Raw genomic sequence first — 13,154 nt, 5'->3', positions numbered from 1 at the left:
AAGTGTTCGAGTCCGTCCAGGCACTCATCGACGAGCACCGCCGGGTCCAGGAGGAGCTCTCCGACCCGGCGGTGCACGCCGACGCCGCCCGCGCCAAGCGCGTGAACAGGCGCTACGCAGAGCTCTCGAAGATCGTCGCAGCCCACGAGACGTGGATCGCGGCATCCGAGGATCTGGATGCCGCACGCGAACTGGCACGTGAGGACGACGCCTTCGCGGCCGAGATCCCCGAGCTCGAGGCGGCCGTGGCGCAGACGCAGGAGAAGCTCCGGCGCCTGCTGATCCCGCGCGACCCCGACGACGCCCGTGACGTGATCATGGAGATCAAGGCGGGGGAGGGCGGCGCCGAATCGGCGCTGTTCGCCGCCGACCTGTTGCGCATGTACGTGCAGTACGCGGCATCCAAGGGGTGGAAGACCGAACTCCTGGAACGCAACGAATCCGACCTCGGCGGCTACAAGGACGTCCAGGTCGCGATCAAGGGTTCGTCGACGGACCCCGCGCAGGGCGTCTGGGCGCACCTGAAGTACGAGGGCGGCGTGCACCGCGTGCAGCGCGTGCCGGCGACCGAGTCGCAAGGGCGCATCCACACCTCGACCACCGGAGTCCTCGTGTTCCCCGAGGTCGACGAGCCCGAAGAGATCCAGATCGACCAGAACGATCTGAAGATCGATGTCTTCCGCTCCTCCGGACCCGGCGGGCAGTCGGTCAATACCACCGACTCGGCCGTGCGGATCACGCATCTGCCGACCGGCATCGTCGTGTCCATGCAGAACGAGAAGTCTCAACTGCAGAACCGCGAGGCAGGCATGCGCGTTCTCCGCGCGCGGTTGCTCGCCAGACAGCAGGAGGAGCTGGATGCCGTGGCATCCGACGCCCGCAAGTCGCAGATCCGCACGATGGATCGCTCCGAGCGCATCCGCACCTACAACTTCCCGGAGAACCGCATCGCGGATCACCGCACGGGGTTCAAGGCGTACAACCTCGATCAGGTGATGGACGGCGCCCTGGACCCGCTGATCGAGAGCGCGATCCAGGCCGACGAGGAAGCCCGCCTGGCCGCCGTCGGTCAGGACTCCTGACCGCGCGCGCCGGACCCACAGCGCGCTCTCGGCAACGCTATGCTCGGGGCGTGATCACGCATCTGCTCCGCATCGGCATCTATCTCGCGTCGGCTGCGCTCGGCCTGATCGTCGCCGACCTCATCCTGCAGGACTTCGTCATCGTGTGGGCCGAGTGGTGGGGGTTCCTCCTCTGCATCGTCGTCTTCGCGCTCGTGCAGACCGTCCTGTCGTGGATCGCGGAGAAGATCCTGCACCGGTTCCTGCCGATCCTCGTCGGCGGCGTCGGCATCCTGTCCACGATGATCGCGCTGCTCATCGTCGTGCTGCTGCCCATCGGCGGTCTCCGCCTCGACGGGCTCGCGGGCTGGATCGCCGGTGGCGTGATCGTCTGGCTCGTCACCGCGATCGTCACCGTCGTGCTGTCCAAGATCCTGCTCAAGGACAAGACGAAGCAGCAGAAGTAGTCAGATCGAATACTCGGGCGCGGTCAGCAGAGCTCGCGTGTCCTCGCCGACCGTGCGCGGACGTGCTTTCGCAGGGATGCCGACCAGCACGGAGTCCGGTGGTGCATCCTTCGTGACGACCGCATTCGCCCCGACGAGCGAGCGGGCGCCGACGGTCACAGGGCCGAGGATCTTCGCGCCGGCGCCGACGGCGACGCCGTCTTCGAGCGTGGGATGCCTCTTGCCGGCGTCCCGGGTCCGGCCGCCGAGCGTGACGCTGTGGTAGAGCATCACATCGTCGCCGATCTCCGCGGTCTCGCCGATCACGACGCCCATGCCGTGATCGATGAAGAAGCGCCGGCCGATCGTGGCGGCCGGGTGGATCTCGATGCCCGTCAGCCAGCGGCTGAACTGAGAGCCGAGGCGCGCGGGGAAGCGCAGACCGCGATTCCAGAGCGCATGGTTGACCCGGTGCGCCCAGATGGCGTGCAGACCGGGGTAGAGGATCGCGACCTCGAGACCGCTGCGCGCGGCGGGGTCACGAAGCCGGGCGGACGCGACATCCTCGCGCATCCGCCCGGCCCAGTGCATGCCAGATGTCGGCATCAGTCTTCGCGAAGGTCCTCGAACAGGGCGGTCGAGAGGTAGCGCTCACCGGTGTCGGGGATGATCACGACGATCTTCTTGCCGGCGTTCTCCGGGCGAGCGGCGACCTGCAGCGCGGCCCACGCGGCTGCACCGCTGGAGATGCCGACGAGCAGTCCCTCCTTCGCGGCCAGCGCGCGCGACGTGGAGATCGCATCCTCGAACTCGACGGTGACGACCTCGTCGAACACATCGGTGTCGAGGATCGGCGGGACGAAGTTCGGGCCGATGCCCTGGATCTTGGCCGGGCCGGGTGTGCCCTGCGACAGCAGGGGCGACGCGGTCGGCTCGACGGCGATGACCTGGACACCCGGCTTGCGCTCTTTCAGCACCTGACCGACGCCGGTGATGGTGCCACCGGTGCCGATGCCGGCGACGAAGATGTCGACCTCGCCGTCGGTGTCGCGCCAGATCTCCTCTGCGGTCGTCTCGCGGTGGATCTGTGCGTTCGCGGCGTTCTCGAACTGGTGCGCGAGGATCGCGCCCGGCGTCTCCGCGGCGATGCGGTCGGCCTCGGCGACGGCGCCCTTCATGCCGACGGTCGGGTCGGTGAGCACGAGTTCGGCGCCGAAGGCCTTCAGGAGCACGCGGCGCTCCTTCGACATCGAAGCGGGCATGGTCAGGATGACCTTGTAACCACGGGCGGCGCCGACGAGCGAGAGCGCGATGCCGGTGTTGCCGCTGGTGGCCTCGACGATGGTGCCGCCCGGCTTGAGGGAGCCGTCCTTCTCAGCAGCGTTGATGATCGCGATTCCGAGACGGTCCTTGACGCTGGATCCGGGGTTGAAGTACTCGAGCTTCGCGAGCACCTCGGAGCCGAGCCCCTCGGTCACGTGGTTCAGCTTGACCAGCGGGGTGTTGCCGAACGCCGTGGTGATGTCGGAGTGGATTCCGGGCATGAAGACGCCTTTCCTGAGCGAGTGACTGTCGTCAGCCTAGGGGAGGGCGATCCCTCCGTCGCGTATGTGACGGTCCGTTGCACCCTACGCTGGAGGGATGCCCGTCTCGATCGCCGCGCTCCTGCGTTCCGTCGCCCAGCAGCTCGCGGATGCCGGCGTCCCCGATCCCGTCGTGGATGCCGAGCTTCTCATCGGGCACGTCATCGGGCTCGGACGCGGTTCGGTTCAGGCGGCGGTCATTCGCGGCGACGGACTGGATGACGCGGATGCCGAGGCCGTCGCTCTTCTCGTCGCGCGTCGTGCCGCGCGTGAACCGCTGCAGCACATCACCGGTACCGCGCCGTTCCGGCACCTGGAGCTTCAGGTCGGACCCGGTGTCTTCGTGCCGCGGCCGGAGACCGAGCAGGTCGTCCAGTTCGCGATCGATGCGCTTCTCAACGCTCCGGATGCCGCTCCGATCGGAATCGATCTGGGAACCGGATCGGGGGCGATCGCACTCGCGATGGCGAGCGAGGTGCCGCATGCGCGCATCTTCGCGGCTGAGGTCTCGCCCGAGGCGCACGCCTGGGCAGCGCGCAACACGGCGATCGCCGCCAACCTGACGCTCGTCCACGCCGACCTCGCCGATGCGTTCCCCGAGCTGAACGGCCAGGCATCTGTGGTCATCTCGAACCCGCCGTACGTCCCCGATGACGCCATCCCGCGCGACCCCGAGGTGCGCCTGTTCGACCCGGCGCTGGCCCTGTACGGCGGCCCGGACGGTCTCGACGTCGTCCGGGTGCTGAGCACGCGCGCGCTCGAGCTGCTGCGACCCGGAGGTCTGCTCGTCATCGAGCACGGTGAGCTGCAGGGCGCCGACATCCGCGCGCTGCTGTCCGCCGATGGCTGGCGTGCGGCCGCCACGCATCCGGATCTCACTCATCGAGACCGCGCGACGACGGCCGTCCGGCCGTGAGCGCCGGCAGCCGTCGCTCTTTCTTCCTCCCAGACGCGTCCGCGTAGAATCGATCCGTCATGTCCCCCATCTTCGACTGCCGCGATGAGGAGCAGCTGCTCGCCGGTATGCGCCGTGCTCGCCAGGCCATCGGTCGCGGCGAGCTCATCGTCATCCCCACCGATACCGTCTACGGCGTCGCCGCCGACGCCTTCTCGCCTGCCGCCGTGCAGCGGCTGCTCGACGCGAAGGGACGCGGCCGCAATCAGCCGCCACCCGTGCTCGTCTCGGGGCCGGCCACGCTCAAGGCGCTCGCCGAGAGCGTGCCGGAAGCCGTCGAGCGCCTCGTCGACGCCTTCTGGCCCGGTGGGCTGACCATCGTCCTGCCGGCGCAGCGCTCGCTCACGTGGGACCTCGGCGAGACGCAGGGCACCGTGGCCGTCCGGATGCCGGACAACAGGGTCGCGCTCGAACTGCTGGAGGAGACCGGCCCGCTGGCCGTCTCCAGCGCGAACCTCACCGGCAAGGATGCGGCGATCGCGGCATCCGATGCGCTGGACATGCTCGGCGACAAGGTCGCGGTCTACCTGGACACGGGGCTCAGCCGTGACGGCATCGCCTCGACGATCGTCGATGCGACGTCGCTCGTTGCCCGCGGCGAGGATTCCCCGAAGCCCGTGGTCCGGATCCTGCGCGAGGGAGCCATCACGCGCGAGCAGCTCGAGGACGTCCTCGGAGATCTGCTCGAACCCGCTGAGCAGCCCGGCGACGTCGATCCGGACGTCGCGTCGGATGGCACGGCGTGAAACAGTATCTGTTCACGATCATCCTCACCGCGACCGTCACGTTCGCGCTGTCGTGGGTGGTCTGGCAGCTGAGCCTGAGGTTCAAGCTGTACCCGGGCATCCGCGAACGCGATGTGCACACCACGCCGACACCGCGACTCGGCGGTGTCGCGATCTTCCTCGGCATCGCCACCGCGTTCGGCGTCTCAGCGGCGAATCCGTTCTTCTCCACGCTGTGGATCCCGCCGCAGACGATGTGGTCGGTGCTGTGCGCCGCCCTGCTGATCGCCGTCATCGGCGTGATCGACGACCTGATCGATCTGGACTGGATGATCAAGCTCGGCGCGCAGTTCCTCGCCGCAGGGATCATCACGGTCTGGGGCGGGATGCAGATCCTGTCGCTGCCCTTCGGCGAGATGATCCTCTTCTCCAGCTGGGTGAGCATCGCCGTGACGATGTTCGCGATCGTGATCGTGATGAACGCGGTGAACTTCATCGACGGCCTCGACGGCCTCGTCGCCGGTGTCTGCCTCATCGCCAACAGCGTGTTCTTCGCCTACTCGTACATCGTCTCGCGCGATATCGGCGCTACGACGTACTTCAACCTGTCGACGTTCCTGGCCGCCACCCTCATCGGTGCGTGCATCGGTTTCCTGCCGTGGAACTGGAGCCCGGCGAAGCTGTTCATGGGCGACTCCGGCGCGCTGGTCATGGGCCTGCTGATGGCGACCTCGACCGTGGTGCTCACCGGCCAGTGGCCGGCATCCGCGTTGGATCCCGAGGAGTTCGGCCGCTCCCAGCTGCTCGGTGCGTTCATCCCGATCCTGCTGCCCATCGTCGTCGTGATGCTCCCGCTGCTGGATTTCGGCCTCGCCGTCTTCCGCCGAATGCGCGCCGGGAAGTCGCCGTTCTCGCCCGATCGCAAGCACCTGCACCACCGCATGCTCGATCTCGGCCACCGCGACCGCGACGCCGTGCTGATCTTCTACGCCTGGACCGCGGTGATCTCGCTCGCCCTGCTGCTCATGTACATCGGCACGCGAGAGGACTGGCCGGGACAGTACTGGATCGGTGCGATCTTCGGTGCTATCGGCGTCGCCGCGTGCCTCGTGGTGACGCTCATGCCGTCCCGCCGTGCCGCGCGCGCCGATGCTGCTGCCACCGAGCCGTCGATGTCCGCGTCAGCGCCCACCGAAGCATCCACCCCCGAGAACCTGGAGCCCCGATGAGCCCGAGTCCTGTGTCCAGCACCCCGATCCTGCGTCGGACCCTCGTCTGGTCCGCCATCGCGGCCGGCATCCTGGCCGTTCTGGCAGGGGGGATCGGCTACGCGGTGGCCGGGGGAGAGGGCCTCGTCAGCGGTCTGCTCGGAGTACTGCTCGCCGTCATCTTCCTGGGGATCACGGGCCTGAGCATCCTGATCGCCAACCGCTGGTACGGCGACCCGCTGTACGTGCAGTTCTTCTTCGCGATCGTGCTCGGCGGGTGGCTGCTCAAACTGGGCCTGTTCGTCGTCATCATGATCGTCCTTGCCGGTCAGCCGTGGATCGTTCCGATGGTGTTCTTCCTGTCGATCGTCGCCGGCGTCGCCATGTCGCTGATCATCGATGTGGTCGTGCTCACCCGGATGCGTCTGCCCAACGTCAGCGACATCTCGCTGCCGACCGTCAACCCCGAGGACGAAGAGCCGTCGACCACTGCGGACGGGGCCGGGCCGAACTTGCCCAAGCCCTGATTCTGATAGTGTTGAGGAGTGCCCGCTCGTGTCCCATGAGCGCTTGCGCCACCGCATCACACCGACCATCGTCGCCCCGGTTCTGAACCGGTGCCCCGAAGCTGGAGCCCGCGCTGTCTAATCTTGCTGCGACCCTGATTCCCCGCCTGGCCGCCGATGGCGAGTTCCACGGCCCGTCGATGGACGATTTCTTCCCGGAGATCTTGTTCGAAGTCATCGGCGTGCCGGTGCACCGCATCCACCTGATCCAGTTCATCTCGGTGCTGGCCGTCGTGCTGCTTCTGTGGCTCGGCACGCGACGCATGCGCGTCGTCCCCGGCCGCTTCCAGAGCGTCGTCGAGATGGGCCTGGGCTTCGTCCGCAGCGGCATCGCGCACGACCTGCTCGGCCGCAAGGACGGCGACCGCTTCCTGCCGATCCTCACGACGATGTTCTTCATGATCCTGTTCATGAACATCACGGGCATCATCCCGTTCCTCAACATGCCGGGTACCGCGATCATCGCCGTACCGCTCACGCTGGCGATCATCAGCTACGTGACGTTCATCTACGCAGGCATGAAGAAGAGCCCCCTCGGGTTCTGGAAGAACTCGCTGTTCCCGGCCGGGGTCCCGTGGCCCGTCTACATCATCGTCACGCCGCTGGAGTTCATCTCGACCTTCATCATCCGGCCCGTGACGCTCACGCTCCGACTGATGATGAACCTCGTCGTCGGGCACATGATCCTGGTGCTGTGCTTCTCGGCCACCTGGTTCTTCTTCTTCACTGCCGGCGGCGGATGGTCGCTGCTCGGCATCGGAACCCTCGCCTTCGGCGGCGCGTTCACGATCTTCGAGATCCTGGTCGTCGTCCTGCAGGCCTACGTCTTCACCGTCCTCACCGCGATCTACATCCAGCTCGCGGTGGCAGAAGAGCACTGAGCGGGTCGGCAACTGCCTTCCCACCCAACGAAAGGAAAAACCCGTGGACGCAACTACGGTTCTCGCTGACATCAACGGTCACCTCGCGGCAGTCGGCTACGGCCTCGCAGCGATCGGTCCGGCCATCGGTGTGGGCATCGTCGTCGGCAAGACCATCGAGGGCGTCGCTCGTCAGCCCGAGCTGGCCGGCCGCCTGCAGGTTCTCATGTGGATCGGTATCGCCTTCACCGAGGCGCTTGCATTCGTCGGCATCGCCGTCGGATTCATCCCCTTCCCGTAATCCACACCGACTTCTGAAGGAGACAGGATGCTGAACGCTCTTGTCACAACCCTCGCGGCGGAGGAAGCACCCAATCCGCTGATCCCCGCGTGGTACGACATCATCTGGTCGGCCCTGTGGTTCGTCGTCATCCTCGTCGTCGTCTGGAAGGTCGCCCTTCCGCGCTTCACGAAGATGCTCGATGAGCGCTCCGCAGCCATCGAGGGCAACATCGCGAAGGCGGATGAGGCTCAGAAGCAGGCCGAGGCCGCGCTGGAGGAGTACACCCGCCAGCTCGCCGAAGCACGCACCGAGGCCGGTGAGATCCGTGAGGCCGCCCGCGAGGACGGCAAGAAGATCATCTCCGAGGCCAAGGATGCTGCGACGAGCGAAGCCGCACGCGTGACCGCCGCCGCGCACACGCAGATCGAGGCCGAGCGTCAGACCGCTCTCGTCTCGCTGCGTTCCGAGGTCGGCACGCTCGCTCTCGACCTCGCCGGCGGCGTGGTCGGCGAGACGCTCTCCGACGACGCGCGCGCCACGGCCGTGGTCGACCGCTTCCTTGCTGACCTCGAGGCATCCGAGGCGGCCAAGTAATGGGCAGCGCGACCACTCAGGCTCTGTCGGCGACGACGGCGGCTCTCTCGCAGGCCAAGGGCGTGACCCTCGGTACGGCGGAAGAGCTGTTCGCCGCCGCGCGGCTGGTGGGCGGTTCGTCCCAGCTGAGCGGCGCGCTCGCAGACCCGTCTGCCACGGCCGAATCACGCGAGAAGGTCGTCAGGGCAGTGTTCGCCGAGCTCTCGGCGAGTGCGCAGGACGCTCTCGTCTCGCTCAGCGTGCAGCGCTGGTCGAACGCCTCCGATCTCATCGACGGCATCGAGGAACTCGCCATCCGCGCGGTGGCGATCGCGAAGCCGAAGGATGACATCGAGGGGGAGCTGTTCGGCTTCCTCCGGGTCGTCGCAGGCAACCCCGAGCTCGAGCTCGCGCTGGGCAGCCGCCTGGGCGATGCAGACGCCAAGGGTGCGCTGGTCGAGAAGGTCATCAACGGTGCGACCGGTGCTTCGGCCACGCTGATCATCTCGTCGCTGGTGCGTCAGCCGCGTGAGCGACGGGTGCGTCAGCTGCTCAACCGCGCCATCCGCATCGTCGCCGCACAGCGCGGCCTCATCGTCGCCACCGTGCACACGGCGAAGACGCTGAGCGACGCACAGCGGATCCGCCTGATCGACAGCCTGTCCCGTCGCTACGACGGCCAGATCACCCTCACCGAGATCATCGACCCCCATGTGGTCGGAGGCCTGCGCGTGCAGGTCGCCGATGACGTCATCGACGGCAGCATCTCCGCGCGGCTCGCCGATCTTCGACAGAAGCTCGCGGGCTAAACACGACTTCGCGCGGGGAACCGCGCACCCAGATACAAAGGGAAGACAATGGCAGAACTATCGATCAGCCCCGACGTCATCCGTGACGCGCTGAAGGACTTCGCCGCCGCATACGAGCCGAGCGGCGCTGCGGCGACCGAGGTCGGCACCGTCATCGACGCCGCCGACGGCATCGCGCACGTCGAAGGGCTGCCGGGCGTCATGGCGAACGAGCTCGTCACGTTCGGCGACGGAACCAAGGGCCTGGCCCTGAACCTCGACGAGCACGAGATCGGTGTCGTCGTCCTCGGCGAATTCACCGGCATCGAGGCAGGCCAGGAGGTCACCCGTACGGGTGAGGTCCTCTCGGTCCCCGTCGGCGACGGGTTCCTCGGCCGTGTGGTGGACCCGCTCGGCACTCCGATCGACGGCCTCGGCGCCATCGTCGCCGAGGGGCGCCGCGAGCTCGAGCTGCAGGCTCCGGGCGTCATGCAGCGCAAGAGCGTGCACGAGCCGCTGCAGACCGGCATCAAGGCCATCGACGCGATGATCCCCGTCGGCCGCGGTCAGCGTCAGCTGATCATCGGCGACCGCCAGACCGGTAAGACGGCGATCGCGATCGACACGATCATCAACCAGAAGGCGAACTGGGAGTCCGGCGACGCCAACAAGCAGGTTCGCTGCATCTACGTCGCCATCGGCCAGAAGGGCTCGACGATCGCCTCCGTCAAGGGTGCGCTCGAGGACGCCGGTGCGATGGAGTACACCACCATCGTCGCCGCCCCCGCCTCCGACCCGGCCGGCTTCAAGTACATCGCTCCCTACACGGGTTCCGCGATCGGCCAGCACTGGATGTACGGCGGCAAGCACGTCCTCATCATCTTCGACGACCTGTCGAAGCAGGCCGAGGCCTACCGTGCCGTCTCCCTCCTGCTGCGCCGCCCGCCGGGCCGCGAGGCATACCCGGGTGACGTCTTCTACCTGCACTCGCGTCTGCTCGAGCGCTGCGCGAAGCTGTCCGACGAGCTCGGCGCCGGCTCGATGACGGGTCTCCCGATCATCGAGACCAAGGCGAACGACGTCTCGGCGTACATCCCGACCAACGTGATCTCCATCACCGACGGCCAGATCTTCCTCCAGTCCGACCTGTTCAACGCCAACCAGCGTCCTGCGGTCGACGTGGGAATCTCGGTCTCGCGAGTCGGCGGTGACGCCCAGGTGAAGTCGATCAAGAAGGTCTCGGGCACGTTGAAGCTGGAGCTTGCCCAGTACCGGTCGCTCGAGGCGTTCGCGATGTTCGCATCCGACCTCGACCAGGCATCCCGTCGCCAGCTGTCCCGCGGTGCGCGCCTGACCGAGCTGCTGAAGCAGCCGCAGTACTCGCCGTACCCGGTTGAGGACCAGGTCGTCTCGATCTGGGCCGGCACCAACGGCAAGCTCGACACGATCGAGGTCTCCGACGTGCTCCGCTTCGAGCGCGAGCTGCTCGACCACCTGCGTCGCAACACGAAGGTGCTCGACACTCTGCGCGAGACCAACGTGCTGGACGACGACACCGCCGCCGAGCTCGGCAAGGCGACGGACGCGTTCATCCTGGAGTTCCAGGGCGGCAAGGGACAGGCCATCGGCGCCCCGGGTCACGAGGAGCACGCCGCGGCTGAAGCCTCGGACGTCAACCAGGAGAAGATCGTCAAGGGTCGTCGCGCGTAACGCGCGGGGTACGCACTTATGGGCGCTCAACTCAGGGTCTACAAGCAGAAGATCTCTTCTGCTCAGACGACCAAGAAGATCACGAAGGCGATGGAGCTCATCGCGGCTTCGCGCATTCAGAAGGCGATGGCGCGCGTACGCGCGTCCTCTCCCTTCGCGCGAGCCGTGACCCGAGCTGTCTCCGCCGTCGCGACGTACTCGAATGTCGATCACCCGCTCACCCGTGAGCCAGAGACGGTCCACCGCTCCGCGGTCGTGATCTTCTCGTCGGACCGCGGTCTCGCCGGTGCCTTCAACTCGCAGATCCTGCGAGAGGCGCTGGAACTGGCGGAGCTCATCCGCTCCGAGGGCAGCGAGCCGGTGTTCTACCTGGTCGGCCGCAAGGCCGTCGGCTACTTCCAGTTCCGGCGCATCGCCGCGGCTGCGGAGTGGACGGGCGACACGGACACCCCGCACTTCTCCACTGCAGAGGAGATCTCGGCCACGCTGCTCGAGGCTTTCTCCCGCGGTGGCGTGAACGGGGGAGTGGATGAGATCCACCTCGTCTACAACCGCTTCGTGAGCATGATGACGCAGAGCCCCGAGACGGTGCGTCTGCTTCCGCTCGAGATCACGGAGTCGGACGAGTCGGACGCCGCGGGTGCTGTCTACCCGCTCTACGAGTTCGAACCGGATGCCGAGACCGTGCTCGACGCGATCCTGCCGGTGTACATCCAGAGCCGGGTCTTCAACGCCCTGCTGCAGTCGTCGGCCGCCAAGCAGGCCGCGACGCAGAAGGCGATGAAGTCGGCCAGCGACAACGCCGACAAGCTCATCACCGACTACACCCGCCTGCGCAACAACGCACGCCAGGCGGAGATCACGCAGCAGATCGCAGAGATCGTCGGCGGTGCCGACGCGCTCTCGTCGAGCAAATAAGACCCTCAAGAAAGAGACGAAGATATGACCCCCACCGCCACAGCTGAGGCTGCGACCGCGGTCGTCGGGCGCGTCGCACGCGTCACGGGCCCGGTCGTCGACATCGAGTTCCCGCACGACTCGATCCCCGAGATCTACAACGCGCTCAAGACCACGATCACGATCGGCGACGAGTCGACCGAGATCACGCTCGAGGTCGCACAGCACCTCGGTGACGACCTGATCCGCGCCATCGCCCTGAAGCCGACGGACGGCATCGTCCGCGGCCAGGAAGTGCGCGACACCGGCGAGGCCATCTCGGTCCCCGTCGGCGACATCACCAAGGGCAAGGTCTTCAACGTGATCGGCGAGGTCCTCAACGCCGAGCCGGGCGAGCAGATCGAGATCACCGAGCGCTGGCCGATCCACCGCAAGGCGCCCAACTTCGACCAGCTCGAGTCGAAGACGCAGATGTTCGAGACCGGCATCAAGTCGATCGACCTCCTGACGCCCTACGTGCTGGGTGGAAAGATCGGCCTGTTCGGCGGCGCCGGCGTCGGCAAGACCGTCCTCATCCAGGAGATGATCCAGCGTGTGGCTCAGGACCACGGTGGCGTCTCGGTGTTCGCCGGTGTCGGTGAGCGCACACGTGAGGGCAACGACCTGATCGCCGAGATGGAAGAGGCGGGCGTCTTCGACAAGACCGCACTTGTCTTCGGCCAGATGGACGAGCCGCCGGGAACGCGTCTGCGCGTCGCCCTGTCTGCGCTGACGATGGCGGAGTACTTCCGCGACGTGCAGAAGCAGGACGTGCTGCTGTTCATCGACAACATCTTCCGCTTCACACAGGCCGGTTCCGAGGTCTCCACGCTGCTGGGCCGCATGCCCTCGGCCGTGGGCTACCAGCCGAACCTCGCCGACGAGATGGGTGTGCTCCAGGAGCGCATCACGTCGACGCGCGGTCACTCGATCACCTCGCTGCAGGCGATCTACGTTCCGGCCGATGACTACACCGACCCGGCTCCGGCGACGACCTTCGCGCACCTCGACGCGACGACCGAGCTGAGCCGCGAGATCGCGTCGAAGGGTCTGTACCCGGCCATCGACCCGCTGACCTCGACGTCGCGCATCATGGACCCCCGCTACCTGGGCGAGGACCACTACCGCGTCGCGACCACGGTCAAGCAGATCCTCCAGAAGAACAAGGAGCTGCAGGAGATCATCGCGATCCTCGGTGTCGACGAACTCTCCGAAGAGGACAAGATCGTCGTGTCGCGTGCACGTCGCATCCAGCAGTTCCTCTCGCAGAACACCTACATGGCCAAGAAGTTCACCGGTGTCGAGGGCTCCACGGTCCCGCTCAAGGACACGATCGAGTCGTTCGACGCGATCGCCAAGGGCGAGTTCGACCACGTCGCCGAGCAGGCCTTCTTCAACGTCGGTGGCATCTCCGACGTCGAGGAGCAGTGGGCGAAGATCCAGAAGGAGAACGCCTGATC

General features: G+C 66.9%; 15 protein-coding genes. 13 read left to right on the top strand and 2 right to left on the bottom strand.

From position 1 onward, the window contains the following. Positions 1-2 precede the first annotated feature (2 nt). Together prfA and AC3ANJ_RS11605 are read left to right on the top strand one after the other, a co-directional pair. Complete coding sequence (prfA, locus tag AC3ANJ_RS11610) at positions 3-1,082, top strand: peptide chain release factor 1 (RefSeq protein WP_488316434.1); 1,080 nt, start codon at positions 3-5, stop codon at positions 1,080-1,082. Positions 1,083-1,132: 50 nt separating this feature from the next. Continuing rightward, positions 1,133-1,528, top strand: a complete 396-nt coding sequence (locus AC3ANJ_RS11605; RefSeq protein WP_406249730.1) for a hypothetical protein — start codon at positions 1,133-1,135, stop codon at positions 1,526-1,528. On the opposite strand, the gene epsC is transcribed toward AC3ANJ_RS11605, so the two are convergent. Next, positions 1,529-2,113 carry a serine O-acetyltransferase EpsC gene (epsC, locus tag AC3ANJ_RS11600; RefSeq protein WP_406249731.1) on the bottom strand — a complete coding sequence of 195 codons (585 nt, stop codon included), beginning with the start codon at positions 2,111-2,113 and terminating at the stop codon, positions 1,529-1,531. Further along, complete coding sequence (gene cysK, locus AC3ANJ_RS11595) at positions 2,113-3,051, bottom strand: cysteine synthase A (protein WP_406249733.1); 939 nt, start codon at positions 3,049-3,051, stop codon at positions 2,113-2,115. Before cysK ends, epsC begins: the two co-directional genes overlap by 1 nt. 97 nt (positions 3,052-3,148) lie before the next feature. Between cysK and prmC the strand changes: the two genes are divergently transcribed. From prmC to atpD, 11 genes are all read left to right on the top strand, one after another. After that, on the top strand, positions 3,149-4,006 hold the full coding sequence (prmC, locus tag AC3ANJ_RS11590) for a peptide chain release factor N(5)-glutamine methyltransferase (protein WP_406249735.1): 858 nt from the start codon (positions 3,149-3,151) through the stop codon (positions 4,004-4,006). A 59-nt stretch (positions 4,007-4,065) separates the two neighbouring features. Then, a complete protein-coding gene (locus tag AC3ANJ_RS11585) occupies positions 4,066-4,791 on the top strand; it encodes an L-threonylcarbamoyladenylate synthase (protein ID WP_488316433.1) in 726 nt (241 codons plus the stop codon). After that, the gene (locus AC3ANJ_RS11580) at positions 4,788-5,999 is read left to right on the top strand and encodes an MraY family glycosyltransferase (protein WP_488316432.1); all 1,212 of its coding nucleotides are present in this window, start codon (positions 4,788-4,790) and stop codon (positions 5,997-5,999) included. The genes AC3ANJ_RS11585 and AC3ANJ_RS11580 overlap by 4 nt, the downstream gene beginning before the upstream one ends. Beyond that, a complete protein-coding gene (locus AC3ANJ_RS11575) occupies positions 5,996-6,505 on the top strand; it encodes a Cg1360 family ATP-synthase-associated protein (RefSeq protein ID WP_488316431.1) in 510 nt (169 codons plus the stop codon). The genes AC3ANJ_RS11580 and AC3ANJ_RS11575 overlap by 4 nt, the downstream gene beginning before the upstream one ends. A 179-nt stretch (positions 6,506-6,684) precedes the next feature. Next, a complete protein-coding gene (atpB, locus tag AC3ANJ_RS11570) occupies positions 6,685-7,425 on the top strand; it encodes a F0F1 ATP synthase subunit A (protein ID WP_488316430.1) in 741 nt (246 codons plus the stop codon). Positions 7,426-7,468: 43 nt separating this feature from the next. Further along, on the top strand, positions 7,469-7,705 hold the full coding sequence (gene atpE / locus AC3ANJ_RS11565) for an ATP synthase F0 subunit C (protein WP_067198640.1): 237 nt from the start codon (positions 7,469-7,471) through the stop codon (positions 7,703-7,705). A 27-nt stretch (positions 7,706-7,732) separates the two neighbouring features. Continuing rightward, positions 7,733-8,281, top strand: coding sequence for a F0F1 ATP synthase subunit B (locus tag AC3ANJ_RS11560; RefSeq protein ID WP_406249742.1), 549 nt, complete (start codon positions 7,733-7,735; stop codon positions 8,279-8,281). Further along, positions 8,281-9,069 carry a F0F1 ATP synthase subunit delta gene (locus tag AC3ANJ_RS11555; RefSeq protein ID WP_488316429.1) on the top strand — a complete coding sequence of 263 codons (789 nt, stop codon included), beginning with the start codon at positions 8,281-8,283 and terminating at the stop codon, positions 9,067-9,069. The genes AC3ANJ_RS11560 and AC3ANJ_RS11555 overlap by 1 nt, the downstream gene beginning before the upstream one ends. A 48-nt stretch (positions 9,070-9,117) precedes the next feature. Beyond that, entirely contained in the window at positions 9,118-10,758 is a 1,641-nt protein-coding gene (gene atpA, locus AC3ANJ_RS11550; RefSeq protein ID WP_406249745.1) for a F0F1 ATP synthase subunit alpha, read from the top strand. An 18-nt stretch (positions 10,759-10,776) separates the two neighbouring features. After that, positions 10,777-11,676 carry a F0F1 ATP synthase subunit gamma gene (locus tag AC3ANJ_RS11545; protein ID WP_488316428.1) on the top strand — a complete coding sequence of 300 codons (900 nt, stop codon included), beginning with the start codon at positions 10,777-10,779 and terminating at the stop codon, positions 11,674-11,676. Between the two features lie 24 nt (positions 11,677-11,700). Continuing rightward, the gene (gene atpD / locus AC3ANJ_RS11540; RefSeq protein WP_488316427.1) at positions 11,701-13,152 is read left to right on the top strand and encodes a F0F1 ATP synthase subunit beta; all 1,452 of its coding nucleotides are present in this window, start codon (positions 11,701-11,703) and stop codon (positions 13,150-13,152) included. Positions 13,153-13,154 lie beyond the last annotated feature (2 nt).

Source organism: Microbacterium sp. STRO-1N (assembly GCF_057748015.1).
The sequence above is the reverse complement of the archived record's forward strand: the minus strand, read 5'-3'. Positions and strand labels throughout refer to the sequence as shown.

What these genes read in the sequence shown, in the direction of transcription:
- epsC (WP_406249731.1), bottom strand. Translation starts at nt 2,113, where the DNA reads ATGCCGACATCTGGCATGCACTGGGCCGGGCGGATGCGCGAGGATGTC.
- cysK (WP_406249733.1), bottom strand. Translation starts at nt 3,051, where the DNA reads ATGCCCGGAATCCACTCCGACATCACCACGGCGTTCGGCAACACCCCG.
- prmC (WP_406249735.1), top strand. Translation starts at nt 3,149, where the DNA reads ATGCCCGTCTCGATCGCCGCGCTCCTGCGTTCCGTCGCCCAGCAGCTC.
- AC3ANJ_RS11585 (WP_488316433.1), top strand. Translation starts at nt 4,066, where the DNA reads ATGTCCCCCATCTTCGACTGCCGCGATGAGGAGCAGCTGCTCGCCGGT.
- AC3ANJ_RS11575 (WP_488316431.1), top strand. Translation starts at nt 5,996, where the DNA reads ATGAGCCCGAGTCCTGTGTCCAGCACCCCGATCCTGCGTCGGACCCTC.
- atpB (WP_488316430.1), top strand. Translation starts at nt 6,685, where the DNA reads ATGGACGATTTCTTCCCGGAGATCTTGTTCGAAGTCATCGGCGTGCCG.
- AC3ANJ_RS11560 (WP_406249742.1), top strand. Translation starts at nt 7,733, where the DNA reads ATGCTGAACGCTCTTGTCACAACCCTCGCGGCGGAGGAAGCACCCAAT.
- AC3ANJ_RS11555 (WP_488316429.1), top strand. Translation starts at nt 8,281, where the DNA reads ATGGGCAGCGCGACCACTCAGGCTCTGTCGGCGACGACGGCGGCTCTC.
- atpA (WP_406249745.1), top strand. Translation starts at nt 9,118, where the DNA reads ATGGCAGAACTATCGATCAGCCCCGACGTCATCCGTGACGCGCTGAAG.
- AC3ANJ_RS11545 (WP_488316428.1), top strand. Translation starts at nt 10,777, where the DNA reads ATGGGCGCTCAACTCAGGGTCTACAAGCAGAAGATCTCTTCTGCTCAG.
- atpD (WP_488316427.1), top strand. Translation starts at nt 11,701, where the DNA reads ATGACCCCCACCGCCACAGCTGAGGCTGCGACCGCGGTCGTCGGGCGC.